This is a genomic window from Devosia soli (assembly GCF_000970455.1).
Taxonomy (GTDB): domain Bacteria; phylum Pseudomonadota; class Alphaproteobacteria; order Rhizobiales; family Devosiaceae; genus Devosia; species Devosia soli.
This window is the reverse complement of sequence record NZ_LAJG01000022.1, coordinates 240406-255986: the sequence shown is the minus strand read 5'-3', so window position 1 is coordinate 255986 and position 15581 is coordinate 240406. Positions and strand designations below refer to the sequence as shown.

Below are 15581 nucleotides of genomic sequence, written 5' to 3'. Positions count from 1 at the left end.
CGGAGGCTCGACTGCCGGCCGTTCCGCGAATCACCGGTGAGGGCTCAACGTGCCGCCCTCGCGCATGACTGGCAAGGCGCTCGCAGGCCTTTGAGGCCGGTTTGGCTTGACGCGCCGGGTCATATTCTCTAAGACCCCGGCAGATTTCATCACAATCGAGGCCCGTTGCGGGATTTCCCGCCACGCAGGACCTTTACACAAATAGGAATTCTATAGATGGCACGTCGCTGCGAACTCACCGGCAAAGGCGTTTTGATGGGCAACACGGTTTCCCACGCGCTCAACCGTCACCGTCGTCGTTTCCTCCCGAACCTGATCAACGTCACGCTGATCTCCGACGCGCTGCAGCGCCCGGTCAAGCTGCGCGTTTCCGCAGCTGCCCTGCGTTCGGTCGAGCACCGCGGTGGCCTCGATGCGTTCCTCCTCAAGCAGGATGATGGCGATCTGTCCCCGCTGGCTCTCGGCATCAAGAAGGAAGTGCGCGCGGCCCTCGCCGCCTAAGCGCCTCCGCTCCCAGGTTCAAGCCGCGCGTGCCAAAAGCCGCGCGGCTTTTGTTTTATGTAAGCCCATCAATGCCGCTCCGGTCTGTTGCCGGCCCGCGGCTCACAGAGGTGCATTCTGATGCTGTCTCGTTTTTTCCTGGCGGTTCTCGCCATGGTCGTGGTCGTTGCCGCGTCCAATATCCTGGTGCTCTATCCGTTTCAGGTGCAGCTTGGCGGGGTCAACCTCGCCGATCTTTTGACCTGGGGCGCTTTCACCTTCCCCTTCGCCTTTCTCATCACCGATCTCACCAATCGCTATGATGGGTCGCGCAATGCCCGCCTCGTCGTCCTCGTCGGTTTCCTCGTCGGGCTTGCGGTGTCGTTCTATCTCAGCTTCAATCCACTGCCTTGGAACGCTGGCGGCCCGCCGGCCACCACCCAGCGCATCGCGCTTGCCTCGGCCTCGGCTTTCGTTGTCGGCCAATTGCTCGATATCGGCGTCTTCTCGCGTCTTCGCGCTGCACGGTCATGGTTCCTGCCGCCGCTGATCGGCTCGCTCCTCGGCTCCATGCTCGATACCGGCATCTTCTTCACCGTAGCCTTCTCGCCGGCCCTTGCCGGGGTCGATACGCTTTTCGGCCTGCCCGATGGTTCGCTGCCCTTCCCCGCACCCTTCCTCGGCGTCGGGCCTGAAGTGCCGCTCTGGACTTCGCTTGCCGCCGGCGACTTCCTGGTAAAATTCCTCGCCGCGCTGGTGCTGCTCGCGCCTTACCGGGCGCTGATGGGGCGGTTCAAGCCGCTGCCGCCGCTCGGCAAGACGACGCTCGCCTGAGGGCGTCAGCAGCTGACGCGAATTTCCGCAAAGCCGGTGGTGGCCTCGTCGCCACCGGAGGTCACCGCGATCATGCAGGCAGTGCCATTGAGCGGCACGCTCGAGCCGGATGGCACGGTCGTGCCGTCCTTGAGCGAAATATAGCCATTGCTGACATTCATCACGTCAACGCTCGCTTCGGTGCCGCACACGGGATAGCTGTCCCCGGCTGCAACCAGCAGCCGCGTGCCCGAAGGCAGGCAGTCGCCATCGCTCTCGGCTGAAACGACCGGCGCGCCGGCAATCGGCGGCAGCGTCGCCGGCTGGGTGCCGCCGGCGCCTGGTTGGGTGCGCCAGTTCTGTTCGAGCACCGCCAGACGATTTTCGAGCGCTGAAAGGGCTGAGGTGTCGGCGGGCGCTGCAGCTCCCGGGCTCGCCGCGGCATTGGTTCGCTGCGCATAGAGATCGAGACTGAGGCGCACCTGCGCGATTTCCTTGGAAACGCGCAGCATTTCGCGCTGCATCTCGGTATAGATCCAGACGCTGGTGCCCAAGGCCGCCAGTCCGACGATCGCGGCCACCCCGGCAAGAAAAACCCCTGGCCGCGCCCGGCGGCGCCGGCGGTTCGGCACGTCGAGAGCGATCGCGCCGAGCTTTTCGCTTGCGGCAACACGCATATCGGGCGTTACCGCACCAATTTCGACTTCCGGCACTTTCGGCTCGGTCGGCTTCGGGTCCACCCGGCAGCTCCTCGCTTGATATGCGGTTGCAGGTCCCACCAAAGTGGGGCCGAACTAAGCCCGCCGCAAGCTTACTGGGACACCGGCGGCAGCGGCGCCGGGGCGGGCGCAGCAGGTTGAGCCTGGCCAGCGCCAAAGACATTGCCGATGCTGCCGAAAAAGCCGCTCACCGCTTCGCCGCGCGCCTTGATGGCCGCCTGTTCGGCCACTTGCCGCTCGACCACATTGGCCGCGTCGGCTAGCGCCTTGGTGTCGGCGACCTTGCGCGCTTCGACTTCGGCATTCTGCGTCACTGCCGGGCACGGCCCCATGGCATCGAGACCGGTCGCAGTCGGGTTGAACACATAGCGCTTTTCACACACATCCCAGGCCGGCGGCGTCTTGGTCACGTCAAAGAGGTCGTAGCCTTCCTTGATGTTGCGCCAGAAGTCGACATGCGGGCTCGAAGCGTTCTGTGCCAGCGCCGCGGTGGTCATCCGGAAGGGAAAGATCTGCACCTGAAAGCTCGGATTGCCGCCCTTGAACGACTCGCGGGCAAGGGCATAGATTTCGGCAATACCGGCATCGGTCATGGCGTAGCAGCCGACCGACTTGCAGTCCCCGTGCACCATCAGGTTCGAGCCGGTGCGTCCATTGGCCCGATCGAACTTGTTGGGAAAGCCGGTGTTGAAGGCGAGGTAATAGTTCGAGTTCGGGTTCATCAGGCCCGGCGAGATATTATAAAAGCCTTCCGGACTCTGATAATCGCCTTCCTTGAATTTCGGGCCAAGATTGCCCGAATAGGAGCAGATCTCGTAGGTCTTGAAGATCTTGTACTGCCCCGAGGTCGTGCGCTTCCACACCTCGAGTTGCGCTTCTTTCTTGAAGATGCGGATCACCATACCCTCGCCGGGCGAGGATCCCATGTCCTGCAGCGCCTTTACCAGCGCCGGGGCGAGCGGAATATTATGACGATTGTCCCCGCCCTTGACGAAGTTGGAGCAGGCGGCAAGGCCGATGCCCAACCACAAAATGATGATGATTGCGCCGACACGGTTAAAAAAGCTGGCAGTCACGAAACAGGGCCCAAAATTCGGCCTCCGGTGGAGGCAATGGTTAGCGCAGCATGAGTGGGCTGGGTGAATGAAGCCTTTACCACGGGCATTTCCTTGCCGAAAAGCACCCGCTTTTCACGCAATAGTGTGTGCACGGTTGGCCCTATGGCTAGCTGAGAATGCCCCGGCTCGGCCGTCATTGCCGGGCATGTCCCGGCAATCCATCTCCTCTCCGCTCAATCATGCCGAGAGATGCTTCAAGCAAAACCCCCGCTCTCGCGGGGGTCTTTTTAAGTTCAGATATTCGTGCCGATCGCCAGAAACTTTTCGCGGCGATGCTCGCGCGTTTCGAGCCGCGACTTGTTGCCGAACTCGTTGAGGAAGTCCTGGATCGCGACGCGGGTCGATTCCATTACCTGGCCATGATGGCGGTGCGCACCGCCCGTCGGCTCGGGAATGATGCCGTCGATCACCTTGAACGACAGCAGGTCCTGCGCCGTGATCTTCTGCGCCGTCGCCATGTCCTGCGCCTTGGCAGCATCGCGGAAGAGGATCGAGGCGCCCGCTTCCGGCGAAATCACCGAATAGATGGCGTTTTCGAGCATCAGCACGCGATTGGCCGTGGCAATGGCAATCGCGCCGCCCGAGCCGCCTTCGCCGATGATGATGGCGATGTTCGGCACGCCGAGTTCGAGACCCTTCTCGGTCGAACGGGCGATGGCTTCCGCCTGCCCGCGCTCTTCCGCGCCGATGCCGGGATAGGCGCCGGCCGTGTCGACAAAGGAGATCACCGGAATATTGAACCGGTCGGCCATGTCCATGATGCGCACGGCCTTGCGATAGCCTTCGGGGTTGGCCATGCCGAAATTGTGCTTCAACCGCGTTTCGGTCGAATTGCCCTTTTCCTGGCCGAGAATGGCAACTGGCTCGCCGTTGAACCGGCCGAAGCCGGCCTGCAGCGCCGCGTCCTCGCCGAACTTGCGATCGCCGGCAAGCGGCGTCCATTCGGTAACGAGCGAAGACACGTAGTCGGAAAAATGCGGCCGCTGCGGATGGCGCGCCACCTGCGTCTTCTGCCATGGCGTCAGGCGGCGATAGATTTCCACCAGCGCTTCTTCCGCGCGAGCGGAAAGCCGGTTCACTTCCTCGTCGATCGACACCGCCTGGTCGGTAGCGGCCAATGACTTGAGTTCGGCGATCTTGGCTTCGAGATCGGCGACCGGCTTTTCAAAATCGAGATAAGACTGCATCCCACCCGCCAGTATGGGTCGCTCAGCTGACCCTGATTGTTTGAGGCACGGCTCTTGCGCCCTAAAGTGGCCGGAAAGTGGCGACGGTTCAATGCCGAGTCAAGTTTGAGAAGGCAAATGCCTGGGAATTACCGCGTGTTCCCGCTTAACGGCGGCTCAACGTTAACGCGCTGCTAACGGATGATGCGTCTCGACCAACGTTTTAAGCTTCTCGTCGAGCACGTGCGTATAGATCTGCGTCGTCGAAATATCGGAGTGTCCGAGGAGCATCTGCACGACGCGCAGATCGGCCCCACCGGCCAGCAGATGGCTCGCAAAAGCATGCCGCAAAACGTGCGGAGCCACCCGCGAAGACGAAATTCCCGCCCGCGCCGCCAGCCCCTTCAAGTCCCGTGCAAACACCTGCCGCGACAGGTACCCTGCCTCCCCCTTGGCCGGAAAAAGCCAGGGAGATCCGGGCTCTAGGCTTGCAAGCCAGGCCCGTACCGCGTCGCGCGCCCGATCGTTCATCGGCACCACGCGCTCCTTCCCGCCTTTGCCGCGGACGGTCAGAAAACTCGCTTCCCGCATCACCGAGGCACGCTTGAGCGCCACCAGTTCGGAAACGCGCAACCCCGTCGCATAAAGCATTTCGAGCAGGCAATAGAGCCGCCGCGCCGCATCCTGCCGCGCCGGCGTCGTCTCCTCATTCGCCTCCGCCTCTGCAAGGCTCAAAAGCTTGTCGACCTCGGCCACCGAAAGCACTTTCGGCAATGGCTGCCGCGTCTTGGGGCTTGCAACGATTCGCGTCGGATCGTCCCCCCGCAGGCCATCGGCGCATAAAAACTTGTGGAACTGCCGGATCGCCGACAAGTGCCGCGCACTCGAAGACGCCGACAAACCCTCGGCTTTCAACCCATCGAGATAGGCCATGACCGTCTCGCGCGGACAGGTCAGGAGCGTCTGTTTCTTGCCCGCGACGAACCCGGCATAATTCGCCAGATCCCGGCCATAGGCGGCAATGGTATTGGCCGCCGCCCCGCGCTCGGCGCTCATCATTTCAAGAAAAGCACCGATCAGGTCGCGGCTCATTGGGCCGGTGTCTCGCTCGGCGTACTGGTCACGTTCGGCGCCGGCAATCCCGGCCGTGTCGGCGCCGTTTCACCCAAAAGTTCGCGTGCCGGCACGTTTATCGTCCGCTCCTTCGGCTGCGGCTCGACAAAGGAAACGAGCGCGAACATGCCCGCATAAACGAGCCCGGCCAGAAAGAGGATGGTGATGAGCAGGCGAAAGAGTGTCGGCATGTCAGTCCAATCGGCATTGACACCAACTCTGGCACAGAAAGGTTTCGTTTCGGTAGGCAAAATCGCAGGGCGCTTGACTTCCCACACCCGGACCGGTTCAAGCACAATTGTACGGAGGGCGTCGCGCGTGAGCAAATCGGAGACCAGTGCGCGCTCGGCGCGCGCCAAAGCACTGGCCGAGCGCCTTGCTGGTAGGCCGGTTGTTCTCGTGGGCATGATGGGCGCGGGCAAGACCACCGTTGGCCGGCGCCTTGCCACCCGTCTGGGCCGCCGTTTTCTCGATAGCGACGAGGAGATCGAGAAAGCCGCGCAAATGACCATCCCGGAGATTTTCGCCCAGCGCGGCGAACCTGAATTCCGGGCGGGCGAAATGCGGGTCATCTCCCGGTTGCTCAAGGAAAACGATCTCGTCCTCGCAACCGGCGGCGGCGCTTTCGTCAACAGCGAAACCCGGCGGCTCGTCAAGGACGGCGCGGTGTCCGTCTGGCTCAAGGCCGACCTCGACATCCTTTTCGAGCGCGTATCCCGTCGCTCCAACCGCCCGCTGCTCAAGACCGCTGACCCCCGGGCCACGCTCGAAAAGCTGATCGAAGATCGGTACCCCATCTATGCGGAGGCCGACGTGACGGTCTTGAGCCGCGATGTGCCGCAAGACAGCGTCGCCGCTGACATCATCACCGCCCTCCTCAACCACCTGCGCTGAAAGCTTGGTTCATGGCCCAAATCTCTCACACAGTGCACGTCGCCCTGGGCGAGCGGGCCTATGACATTCTGATCGGTCCCGATCTGCTCGACCACGCCGGTGCGATCCTTGGCGAAAAATTCCCCGGCTGCCGCTATGGCATCGTCACGGACACCGAGGTCGCCAGGGCCCAACTGCCGCGGCTCCTCGCCAGTCTCGATAAGGCGGGCCTCGCCCACCAGACGATCACTGTCCCGGCCGGCGAAAGCACCAAGAGCTGGGAGCACGTGCAAATCGTCGTCGAAGGCCTCCTTGCCGCCAAGCTCGAGCGCAACGATCTCGTCATCGCGCTCGGCGGCGGCGTGGTCGGTGATCTTGCCGGCTTTGCTGCCTCGATCACACGCCGCGGCATGGATTTCGTCCAGATGCCGACCTCCCTCCTGGCCCAGGTCGATTCTTCGGTCGGGGGCAAGACAGGCATAAACTCACCCCATGGCAAGAATCTTGTCGGCGCCTTTCACCAGCCAAAGCTGGTCTTGGCCGATCTTTCGGCGCTCGACACCTTGTCGCCGCGCCAGTTCGCTGCCGGCTATGCCGAAGTCGTCAAATATGGCCTCATCGATGATCCCGAATTCTTTGAGTGGCTGGAAGCCAACCACGCCGAGATTTTTGCCGGCGGCCCGGCCCGAGGCGAAGCCATCGCTCGGTGTTGCGCCCATAAGGCGCGCGTCGTGATCGAGGACGAGCGGGAAACCGGCGTCCGTGCCCTCCTCAATCTCGGGCACACCTTTGGCCATGCGCTCGAGAAAGACACCGGCTATTCCGACCGCCTACTTCATGGTGAGGGCGTGTCGATCGGCATGGTGCTGGCCCATACCTTCTCCAACCGCCTCGGCCTCGCACCCGGTCAGGATGCGGGCCGCGTTGCCGCCCACTTGCGAAAATCGGGGCTACCCACCACATTGGCCGACATCCCCGGATCCTTGGGCTCGACGGAAACGTTGATGGCCGCCATCGCGCAAGACAAAAAAGTCTCGCGCGGGGCACTGACTTTCATCCTGACGCGAGGCATAGGACAGGCCTTCATCGAAAAAAATGTCGATCCCGCCAAGGTTTCGGCATTTTTGGAAGAGATGCGGAAAGCCTGATCGTTTCGCTGCGGTTTGCGAGCGGCGTTATGAAGTCGGTGGATTGCCGGGATAAACTCCGGCAATGACGACAAAGGGCTAAGCCTGCTGCTGACCAGCCGGCAGAACCTCGATATTGAGTGCATGGACGCGGTCCTTGAGCTCGGCGTCCAGCGTTTCGAATACCGCGCGGTGTTGCGCCACGCGGCTCAAGCCGTCAAGATCGCGGGTCGCGATTCTGACTCGGAAATGGGTCTCGCCCCCTTCGCGCCATCCGGCATGGCCTCGATGTTTGTTCGATTCGTCGATCACTTCGAGGTGGAGGGGTGAGAACCGCTCGGTGAGTTTTGTTATGATCGTGTCCCTCGTGGACATGAGGCAGGCTCCGCTTGAACTTTTGTGCTTTCACCTAGGTGCTATGAAACAGCAATCCAAGCTTTTTGAATCCATCCGCATCCGACCGCGCCGGGAAGAAAAGCCCGAGCCGGCTGAATTCACCTGTGAATGGGAGGGATGCGAAGAGGCCGGCGAGTATCGCGCGCCCAAGGGACCGCGCAGCGAGGGGCAGTACCATCACTTCTGCCTCGAGCACGTCCGGCACTATAATAAGGCCTTCAATTTCTTTGCCGGCATGAGCCAGGAAGAGTTGGACGAAGCCCTGACGACCCCGCCCAAGGCCGAGTCGCGATCGAGTTTTGCCACCGGCAATCCGCAGAATGCCCGCGCCGCTGGCCGCACGGCAAGCATGCGTCCCGGCGACAAATATGGCGACCCTTTCGGAGTCTTCGCCAAATATCGCTATCGCCAGTCCCAGCGCCCGGCCGCCGAGCGGGTAAAGCCTCTCAACGAAAACGATCGGCGCGCCCTGGAACAACTGGGCTTTTCCGGACATGCCAAGTCGGACGACATCAAGCACGCTTACAAAAACCTCGTGAAGATGCACCATCCCGACGTCAACGGTGGCGATCGTTCATCGGAAGAAAAGCTGCGAACCATCATTGCCGCCTATTCCCATCTCAAGAAATCGGGCTTCGTTGCACGCTGATTGCAGTCTGGCGCGGCGGGTCGCAAACGTGACAGTTTGGCTACCAGCACGTCAGCATTGCTGCTATAGAGCCCCGGGCGAACGCGCCTCCCGCCAAAGAATTTTCGAAATCCACGAGCCCTAGCCATGACCGAGTTCACCAATCTCCCCGACACCGAATACAAGGCACGCGACCTTTTCGGCATCGATACCGATATGGTGGTCAAGGGCTATGCCGAGCGAACCGATCACGTCCCGCCTGTCGACCCCGATTATCTTTTTGACCGCAACACCACGCTCGCGATCCTTGCCGGCTTCGCTTACAATCGCCGCGTAATGATCCAGGGCTATCACGGCACCGGCAAGTCGACTCACGTCGAGCAGGTCGCGGCGCGCCTCAACTGGCCGCTGGTCCGGGTCAATCTCGATAGCCACGTGTCGCGTATCGACCTCGTCGGCAAGGACGCGATTGTGCTCAAGGACGGCAAGCAGATCACCGAATTCCGTGATGGCATCCTGCCCTGGGCCGTGCAGAACAACATCGCGCTCGTCTTTGACGAATACGACGCCGGCCGCCCGGACGTGATGTTCGTGATCCAGCGCGTGCTGGAGCAGTCGGGCCGTCTGACGCTCCTTGACCAGAACCGCGTGATCGTGCCCCATCCGGCCTTCCGCCTGTTCTCGACCACCAACACCATCGGTCTTGGTGACACCTCGGGCCTCTATCACGGCACCCAGCAGATCAACCAGGGTCAGATGGACCGCTGGAGCCTCGTCACGACGCTCAATTACCTGCCTCACGACAAGGAAGTCGGCATCGTTCTGGCCAAGAACAAAACCTATGCCGAAACCGAAAAGGGCAGGAAGCTCGTTTCCAACATGGTGCGCCTAGCCGATCTGACGCGCTCGGCCTTCATCAATGGCGACCTTTCGACCGTGATGAGCCCGCGCTCGGTGATCACCTGGGCTGAAAATTCCCAGATCTTTGGTGGCGATGTCGGCTTCTCGTTCCGCTTGACCTTCCTCAACAAGTGCGACGAGCTCGAGCGCCCCGTGGTGGCCGAGTTCTACCAGCGCGTGTTCGGCGAAGATCTGCCGGAATCCTCGGCGAACCTCGCCGTCACCGCTTAAGAAACAGCCTCCCGAGCGCTCGGGAGGCCCCCTCATGCGGCCCTGCGGGCCACCTTTTCCTCCGGGAAGGGCAACGCGGCGGCCGTTCCAGCTCCGAAGCGCATCCTCGAACTGTTCCGCGAGAGGGTTGGGCAAAGGGGTCAATCGGACGAGACGACCATGGCACAGCCCCCGCGCAACAAGCCCAATAAGCCCGACCAGACCCAGGCCTTCAAATCGGCCATGGGCGCCACGGTGCGGGCCATTGGCGCCAAGGCTGAACTGGAAGTCACCTTCACGGCCGACAGGCCGCTGCTGACCTCGGACAAGGCGCGGCTCGCCAACCTGCCGCGGCTGCCGACCAAGCGCGATATCGCCATTGCCCGCGGGCAAGGCGATGCCATGGCCATGCGTCTTGCCAGCCACGATGCCGATGCGCACCGCAAGCGCTCGCCCATGGATCCGCAGGCGCGGGCCGCTTTCGATGCGCTCGAACAGGCCCGCGTCGAATCGCTCGGCGTTATCCGCATGCCGGGGATGGGCGGCAACATTCACGAGATGCTGGAAGATCGCCTCTTCCGCGCCAATTTTGCAGAAATCGACGATAAGGCCGAAGCCCCGCTCGCCGAAGCGCTGGGCTTGATGCTGCGCGAAAAGCTTGCCGGCGTGCCGGTGCCGCCATCGGGTCATGCGCTCGTCGATCTCTGGCGGGCGGAAATCGAATCCAAAGCCGGCGGTTCGCTCGACAAGCTGCTCGCGACCTATGAGAACCAGGAAGATTTTTCCAAGGCAGTCAAAGCCGTTCTTCGTGATCTCAATCTGATCGCTGAAAGCGACCTCGACGACGGCGATGCCGCCAACGAAGACGAGACCAATGACAGCCAGCCCGAGCAGGCCCAGGGCTCGGACCAGTCGCCCGAGCAGGGCGAAGGCGAGAACGAGCAATCCGAGGCCGAAGAAGACCAGCAGGCCGGCGAGAGCGAAGAAACCGGCGACGTCGAAGGCATGGAAGCCGATATGGCCGACACCGACGACGACGCGGAGGCCGAGGCCGGCGAAGATGCGCCCATGCCACCGCCCGCCAAGGACGGCGGCGAGCGTCTTTCCAACCAGTTCAACTATAAGGTCTTCACCACCAAGTTCGACGAGATCGTCAAGGCAGCCGAACTTTGCCCGCCTGACGAACTCGACCAACTGCGCGCCTTGCTCGACAAGCAGCTCGAGAACCTGGCTGGCGCGGTTGCCCGTCTCGCCAACAAGCTGCAACGCCGCCTGATGGCCAAGCAGAACCGGAGCTGGCAGTTCGATCTCGAAGAAGGCCTGCTCGATACCGCGCGTTTGACGCGAGTAGTCACCGATCCCATGCAGGCCCTGAGCTTCAAGGTCGAGAACGACACCGATTTCCGCGATACGGTCGTCACGCTCCTGATCGACAATTCCGGCTCGATGCGCGGCCGTCCGATCACCATTGCAGCGATCTGCGGCGATATCCTTGCGCGGACCCTCGAGCGCTGCGGCGTCAAGGTCGAGATCCTTGGCTTCACCACCCGCGCCTGGAAGGGCGGCAAATCGCGTGAAGCCTGGCTCGAAGCCAATCGCCCGCCCAACCCCGGCCGCGTCAATGATATCCGCCACATCATCTACAAGGCCGCAGACGAGCCGTGGCGCCATGCGCGCCGTAATCTCGGCCTGATGATGCGCGAGGGGCTCCTTAAGGAAAACATCGATGGCGAGGCGCTCGAATGGGCGCGCAAGCGCCTGATGGCCCGGCCCGAGCAGCGGCGCATCCTCATGGTGATTTCGGACGGCGCGCCGGTCGACGATTCCACCCAGTCGGTCAACGCCGGTAATTATCTCGAAGCACACCTGCGCCAGGTGATCGAGGATATCGAAACGCGTTCGCCCATCCAGCTGGTTGCCGTTGGCATCGGCCATGACGTCACGCGCTACTATCGCCGTGCGGTGACCCTGCTCGATGCCGAAGAGCTTGCCGGCGCCCTGACCGACGAACTGGCAGCGCTCTTTGACGAGGAAATGCCCGGACCGGCAAGGCGGCGCGCCCGCTGATGTTGCGTCGGGCCGCCTCGCTTCTTGTGGTCCTGGCCGTGGCACAACCCACCATGGCGCTCGATGTCACGGTGACGGCCGCTCAAGTCAGCCGCTTCAAGGGAGCGCAACTCGACCAGCCTGTCGACAAGCTAATCTTTCGGGGCGGCCTGACGCTGCAGTCGCAGGACGATCTTTTCGGCGGCGTTTCGAGCATTACAACGACCGGACCCGACCAGAACGTTGCGTTCGTCACCGATCGTGGTCAGTTCGTCTCCGGCAAATTGGCCTACGACCAGGACGACCGGCTCCTCAGCCTCATCGGTGTTACCATGGACCCGATACAGAATTCGCGCGGCGCGCCCCTCCCCCGCCAATATGCGCGCGACGCAGAGGGCATGGACACGGTTTATCGCGATGGACAGCCGGTGGCCGTTCGCGTCAGCTTCGAAAATCTGACGCGCGTTGCCGATTTTGCCATCACCGATGGGCGCCCGGGCGGCCCGGCGCGGGAACTCACCATTCCCCAATGGATGACCGACCTTCGGACCAACAAATCCCTGGAATCGATCTGCATTGCGCCTCCGGCATCACCCATCGCCGGATCGACCTTGCTCCTCACCGAAGAAGCGCTCGATGAGAACGGCAATCATCGGGGCCACTTCCTTGGCCAGAACGACAAGGGGCCGGTGACTTACCGCAATTCCCCGATCGTCAATCCCACCGACTGTGCTTTCCTGCCCAATGGCGATCTTCTCGTCCTCGAGCGCGGTGTCGCTCTTTTCAGCTTCGTCATGAACCTCCGCCGCGTTCCGGCTGCCGAGGTGCGCCCCGGCAACCTAATGCAAGGCGAGCTTTTGCTGTCGGCCGAAGGCGGCGAGATCGACAACATGGAATCGATCATGGTCCACGTGACCCCGGGCGGGGAAACGCGCATTCTTATCGGCTCGGATAACAATTTCAACGATTGGCAGCGTCAGTTGCTGCTGGAGTTCGCGCTCCCGGACTAGGGCACTGGCCTGGACGCAGCCTACACCTTCATCGTCATCACCCGGATTGTCCGGGCAACCCGTTTCGCCTCTGTATGGACAACAATGACAAGCCCGGTGGTAACGACGCCGGACTCATCGGAGGCACCATAAAACAAAAGGAGCCCCGGATTACTCCGGGGCCCCACTCTCGATAGGACACGAAATCAAACGAAAGCGCCGTGGCAGTGCTTGACCTTCTTGCCTGACCCACAAGGACAAAGTGCGTTGCGCGACAGCCCCACCAGCAATTTGGGATCGAGCGGCTTTAACGACGGGTCTTCGCCCGTGGCGCCAAGGCTCGCCGCGATGGTCGGGCTGACGTCGTCCGCATCGTTTTCGCCGGTGATCGGATCGATATGGGTTTCGGTCAGACCGCTGAGATCAGGGGCCGGCGCCGGATCGGGCTGGCGCATCTGGATTTCGATGTGGCTCAACTGCGTGGTGACGAGTTCGCGGAGGTTGCCAAGCAGCGCCTGAAAGAGCTCATAGGCTTCCTGCTTATATTCGTTGAGCGGGTCGCGCTGGGCGATGCCGCGCCAGCCGACGACCTTGGAGAGATGGTCGAGCATGACGAGATGCTCGCGCCAGAGCCCGTCAATCGACTGGAGGAGGATTGACTTTTCCACCTGGCGCATCACCGGACCATATTTGTCCGCCTTGGCCTGGATGAGCCCATCTGCAGCCTCGCGGATACGGGTTTCGACCGTTTCGGCATCGATGCCTTCTTCCTTGGCCCATTCGGCCATTGGCACATCGATATTGAGATAGGTCTTGGCCGCTGCCTGCAGCTGCTCAGTGTTCCACTGTTCGGGGTAGGAGCGCGGCGGAATGGCCTTGGCGACGATATTGTCGACCACGTCATGGCGCATTTCGGTGACCGTCTCGCTGACGTCTTCGGCATCCATGAATTCAAGGCGCTGTTCGAAGATCACCTTGCGCTGATCGTTCATCACGTCATCGTATTTGAGGATGTTCTTGCGAATGTCGAAGTTGCGGCTTTCGACCTTGCCCTGCGCGCGCTCGATCGCCTTGGTGACCCACGGATGGGTGATGCTTTCGCCCTGTTCGAGACCGAGCTTGCCCAGCATGGAATCCATCGATTCCACCGGGAAGATGCGCATCAGGTCGTCCTGCAGCGACAGGTAGAATTTGGAGTGGCCCGGGTCGCCCTGGCGGCCGGAGCGGCCACGCAGCTGGTTGTCGATACGGCGCGATTCGTGCCGTTCGGTGCCGATCACCATCAGGCCGCCGGCAGCAAGAGCCTTCTGCTTTTCATCGGCGATCTTGGCCTTGATCTCGGCGATCTTGGCTTCGCGGGCCTCGCCCTCGAGATCCTTGGCCTCGCGCTCGATGCGCATTTCGAGGTTACCACCGAGCTGAATGTCGGTGCCGCGGCCAGCCATGTTGGTTGCAATGGTGATCGCACCCGGCAGACCGGCATCGGCGACGATGAAGGCTTCCTGCTCGTGGTGACGCGCGTTAAGCACGTTCATCTGCCCAACGTTCTTCTTGCGGAGAATATCCGCGAGCATTTCCGATTTTTCGATCGAGGTCGTGCCCACGAGCACCGGCTGGCCGCGGCTCTGGCATTCCTTGATCAGCTCGGCAATGGCATCGAACTTTTCTGCGGCGGTGCGGTAGATCGCATCGTCTTCGTCGATACGCTGCACCGGCAGGTTGGTTGGAATGGTGACGACGCCGAGATTGTAGATATCGGCGAATTCTTCCGCTTCCGTCGAGGCCGTACCGGTCATGCCGGCAAGCTTTTCGTAAAGGCGGAAATAGTTCTGGAACGTGATCGACGCGAGGGTCTGGTTTTCTGCCTGGATCTTGACCTTTTCCTTGGCTTCGAGCGCCTGGTGCAGGCCTTCCGAATAGCGGCGGCCCGGCATCATGCGGCCCGAGAATTCGTCGATGATGACGACTTCGCCGCCCTCGGGCGTATCGCGGACGATATAGTCCTTGTCCTTGCGGAAGAGCTTATGGGCGCGAAGAGCGGAATTGGCGTGGTGGACGAGCGCGACGTTTTCGACGTCATACATCGATGCGCTCTTGAGTAGTCCTGCTTCCGATAGCGCGGCTTCGAGCTTTTCGACGCCCTGGTCGGTGAAGGTCGCGGCCCGATGCTTTTCATCGAGCTCGAAATCGCCGTCCCCGATAATCGGCATCAACGCGTCGATCTTCATGTAAAGCTCGGAGCGGTCTTCGGAGGGGCCGGAGATGATTAGCGGCGTACGCGCTTCGTCGATGAGGATCGAGTCCACTTCATCGACGATCGCGAAAGCATGTCCGCGCTGCACCATCTGGTTGCGCGCATATTTCATGTTGTCGCGCAGGTAATCGAAGCCGAATTCGTTGTTGGTGCCGTAGGTGATGTCGGCCGCGTAGTTTTCGCGCCGCTGCTGGTCGGTCAGGCCATGGACGATGATGCCCGTCGAAAGACCAAGGAAGTTGTAGATCTGGCCCATCCAGCCGGCGTCGCGGCGGGCGAGGTAATCGTTGACGGTGACGACGTGAACGCCCTTGCCGGCCAGCGCATTGAGATAGACGGCCAGCGTTGCAACGAGCGTCTTGCCTTCACCGGTGCGCATTTCGGCGATGGCGCGATCGTTGAGCACCATGCCGCCGATGAGCTGCACATCGAAGTGCCGCATGCCGAGCACACGTTTCGAGGCCTCGCGGACCGTTGCAAAAGCGGGGACGATGAGATCTTCCAGATCGGCCCCCTGCTCGAGCTGGGCCTTGAACTCGGCAGTGCGCGCACGCAGTTCCTCGTCGCTCAGCTTGGCCAGCTCAGGCTCGAGGGCGTTGATCGCGGCCACCTTGCCCTGGTAGCGCTTGACCTGCCGATCCGACGGCGATCCGAAAATCCGCCGAGCGAGCGCAGCGAGAGCCATGGGTGTTCATCCTTTAATTTCTGTGGCGTGGCGAAAGGGGCGGGCAGCTAATGAACCACGGGCG

Annotated in this window: 15 protein-coding genes; 8 read left to right on the top strand and 7 right to left on the bottom strand. The window is 61.9% G+C overall.

Features of this window, described 5'->3' with window-relative positions; all coding sequences use genetic code 11:
- Nucleotides 1–216: 216 nt before the first annotated feature.
- Together rpmB and VW35_RS12105 are read left to right on the top strand one after the other, a co-directional pair.
- Nucleotides 217–501 carry a 50S ribosomal protein L28 gene (gene rpmB, locus VW35_RS12110; protein ID WP_046143298.1) on the top strand — a complete coding sequence of 95 codons (285 nt, stop codon included), beginning with the start codon at nucleotides 217–219 and terminating at the stop codon, nucleotides 499–501.
- Nucleotides 502–621: 120 nt separating this feature from the next.
- On the top strand, nucleotides 622–1314 hold the full coding sequence (locus VW35_RS12105) for a queuosine precursor transporter (RefSeq protein WP_046143297.1): 693 nt from the start codon (nucleotides 622–624) through the stop codon (nucleotides 1312–1314).
- Nucleotides 1315–1319: 5 nt separating this feature from the next.
- On the opposite strand, the gene VW35_RS12100 is transcribed toward VW35_RS12105, so the two are convergent.
- The 5 genes from VW35_RS12100 to VW35_RS22285 form a co-directional block, all read right to left on the bottom strand.
- Nucleotides 1320–2033 carry a hypothetical protein gene (locus tag VW35_RS12100; RefSeq protein ID WP_046143296.1) on the bottom strand — a complete coding sequence of 238 codons (714 nt, stop codon included), beginning with the start codon at nucleotides 2031–2033 and terminating at the stop codon, nucleotides 1320–1322.
- A 71-nt stretch (nucleotides 2034–2104) separates the two neighbouring features.
- The gene (locus tag VW35_RS21815; protein WP_200896894.1) at nucleotides 2105–3088 is read right to left on the bottom strand and encodes a L,D-transpeptidase family protein; all 984 of its coding nucleotides are present in this window, start codon (nucleotides 3086–3088) and stop codon (nucleotides 2105–2107) included.
- A gap of 275 nt (nucleotides 3089–3363) precedes the next feature.
- A complete protein-coding gene (locus VW35_RS12090; RefSeq protein ID WP_046143295.1) occupies nucleotides 3364–4317 on the bottom strand; it encodes an acetyl-CoA carboxylase carboxyltransferase subunit alpha in 954 nt (317 codons plus the stop codon).
- 162 nt (nucleotides 4318–4479) lie between these two features.
- Complete coding sequence (locus VW35_RS12085) at nucleotides 4480–5388, bottom strand: site-specific tyrosine recombinase XerD (RefSeq protein WP_046143294.1); 909 nt, start codon at nucleotides 5386–5388, stop codon at nucleotides 4480–4482.
- The gene (locus VW35_RS22285; RefSeq protein WP_425283767.1) at nucleotides 5385–5600 is read right to left on the bottom strand and encodes a hypothetical protein; all 216 of its coding nucleotides are present in this window, start codon (nucleotides 5598–5600) and stop codon (nucleotides 5385–5387) included. Before VW35_RS22285 ends, VW35_RS12085 begins: the two co-directional genes overlap by 4 nt.
- A gap of 127 nt (nucleotides 5601–5727) precedes the next feature.
- Between VW35_RS22285 and VW35_RS12075 the strand changes: the two genes are divergently transcribed.
- The gene (locus VW35_RS12075) at nucleotides 5728–6303 is read left to right on the top strand and encodes a shikimate kinase (RefSeq protein WP_046143293.1); all 576 of its coding nucleotides are present in this window, start codon (nucleotides 5728–5730) and stop codon (nucleotides 6301–6303) included.
- Between the two features lie 11 nt (nucleotides 6304–6314).
- Nucleotides 6315–7430 (top strand): 3-dehydroquinate synthase, encoded by a 1116-nt coding sequence (aroB, locus tag VW35_RS12070; protein ID WP_046143292.1) that lies wholly within the window; start codon nucleotides 6315–6317, stop codon nucleotides 7428–7430.
- Nucleotides 7431–7508: 78 nt separating this feature from the next.
- Here the strand turns inward: aroB and VW35_RS12065 are convergent, their stop codons facing one another.
- Nucleotides 7509–7784, bottom strand: coding sequence for a BolA family protein (locus VW35_RS12065; RefSeq protein WP_046143291.1), 276 nt, complete (start codon nucleotides 7782–7784; stop codon nucleotides 7509–7511).
- Between the two features lie 43 nt (nucleotides 7785–7827).
- On the opposite strand from VW35_RS12065, the gene VW35_RS12060 reads away from it, so the two are divergent.
- From VW35_RS12060 to VW35_RS12045, 4 genes are all read left to right on the top strand, one after another.
- Nucleotides 7828–8454, top strand: a complete 627-nt coding sequence (locus VW35_RS12060; RefSeq protein ID WP_046143290.1) for a J domain-containing protein — start codon at nucleotides 7828–7830, stop codon at nucleotides 8452–8454.
- Between the two features lie 126 nt (nucleotides 8455–8580).
- Entirely contained in the window at nucleotides 8581–9564 is a 984-nt protein-coding gene (cobS, locus tag VW35_RS12055; protein WP_046143289.1) for a cobaltochelatase subunit CobS, read from the top strand.
- A 159-nt stretch (nucleotides 9565–9723) separates the two neighbouring features.
- On the top strand, nucleotides 9724–11610 hold the full coding sequence (gene cobT, locus VW35_RS12050) for a cobaltochelatase subunit CobT (protein WP_046143288.1): 1887 nt from the start codon (nucleotides 9724–9726) through the stop codon (nucleotides 11608–11610).
- Complete coding sequence (locus tag VW35_RS12045; protein WP_046143287.1) at nucleotides 11610–12599, top strand: esterase-like activity of phytase family protein; 990 nt, start codon at nucleotides 11610–11612, stop codon at nucleotides 12597–12599. Before cobT ends, VW35_RS12045 begins: the two co-directional genes overlap by 1 nt.
- Before the next feature lie 185 nt (nucleotides 12600–12784).
- Here VW35_RS12045 and secA read toward each other — a convergent pair whose 3' ends face one another.
- The gene (gene secA, locus VW35_RS12040) at nucleotides 12785–15517 is read right to left on the bottom strand and encodes a preprotein translocase subunit SecA (RefSeq protein ID WP_046143286.1); all 2733 of its coding nucleotides are present in this window, start codon (nucleotides 15515–15517) and stop codon (nucleotides 12785–12787) included.
- Nucleotides 15518–15581 lie beyond the last annotated feature (64 nt).

Bases quoted from the DNA above. Each gene is read 5' to 3' on its own strand.
- rpmB (WP_046143298.1), top strand. From the start codon at position 217: ATGGCACGTCGCTGCGAACTCACCGGCAAAGGCGTTTTGATGGGCAAC.
- VW35_RS12105 (WP_046143297.1), top strand. From the start codon at position 622: ATGCTGTCTCGTTTTTTCCTGGCGGTTCTCGCCATGGTCGTGGTCGTT.
- VW35_RS12090 (WP_046143295.1), bottom strand. From the start codon at position 4,317: ATGCAGTCTTATCTCGATTTTGAAAAGCCGGTCGCCGATCTCGAAGCC.
- VW35_RS12085 (WP_046143294.1), bottom strand. From the start codon at position 5,388: ATGAGCCGCGACCTGATCGGTGCTTTTCTTGAAATGATGAGCGCCGAG.
- VW35_RS22285 (WP_425283767.1), bottom strand. From the start codon at position 5,600: ATGCCGACACTCTTTCGCCTGCTCATCACCATCCTCTTTCTGGCCGGG.
- aroB (WP_046143292.1), top strand. From the start codon at position 6,315: ATGGCCCAAATCTCTCACACAGTGCACGTCGCCCTGGGCGAGCGGGCC.
- VW35_RS12065 (WP_046143291.1), bottom strand. From the start codon at position 7,784: ATGTCCACGAGGGACACGATCATAACAAAACTCACCGAGCGGTTCTCA.
- VW35_RS12060 (WP_046143290.1), top strand. From the start codon at position 7,828: ATGAAACAGCAATCCAAGCTTTTTGAATCCATCCGCATCCGACCGCGC.
- cobS (WP_046143289.1), top strand. From the start codon at position 8,581: ATGACCGAGTTCACCAATCTCCCCGACACCGAATACAAGGCACGCGAC.
- cobT (WP_046143288.1), top strand. From the start codon at position 9,724: ATGGCACAGCCCCCGCGCAACAAGCCCAATAAGCCCGACCAGACCCAG.
- VW35_RS12045 (WP_046143287.1), top strand. From the start codon at position 11,610: ATGTTGCGTCGGGCCGCCTCGCTTCTTGTGGTCCTGGCCGTGGCACAA.
- secA (WP_046143286.1), bottom strand. From the start codon at position 15,517: ATGGCTCTCGCTGCGCTCGCTCGGCGGATTTTCGGATCGCCGTCGGAT.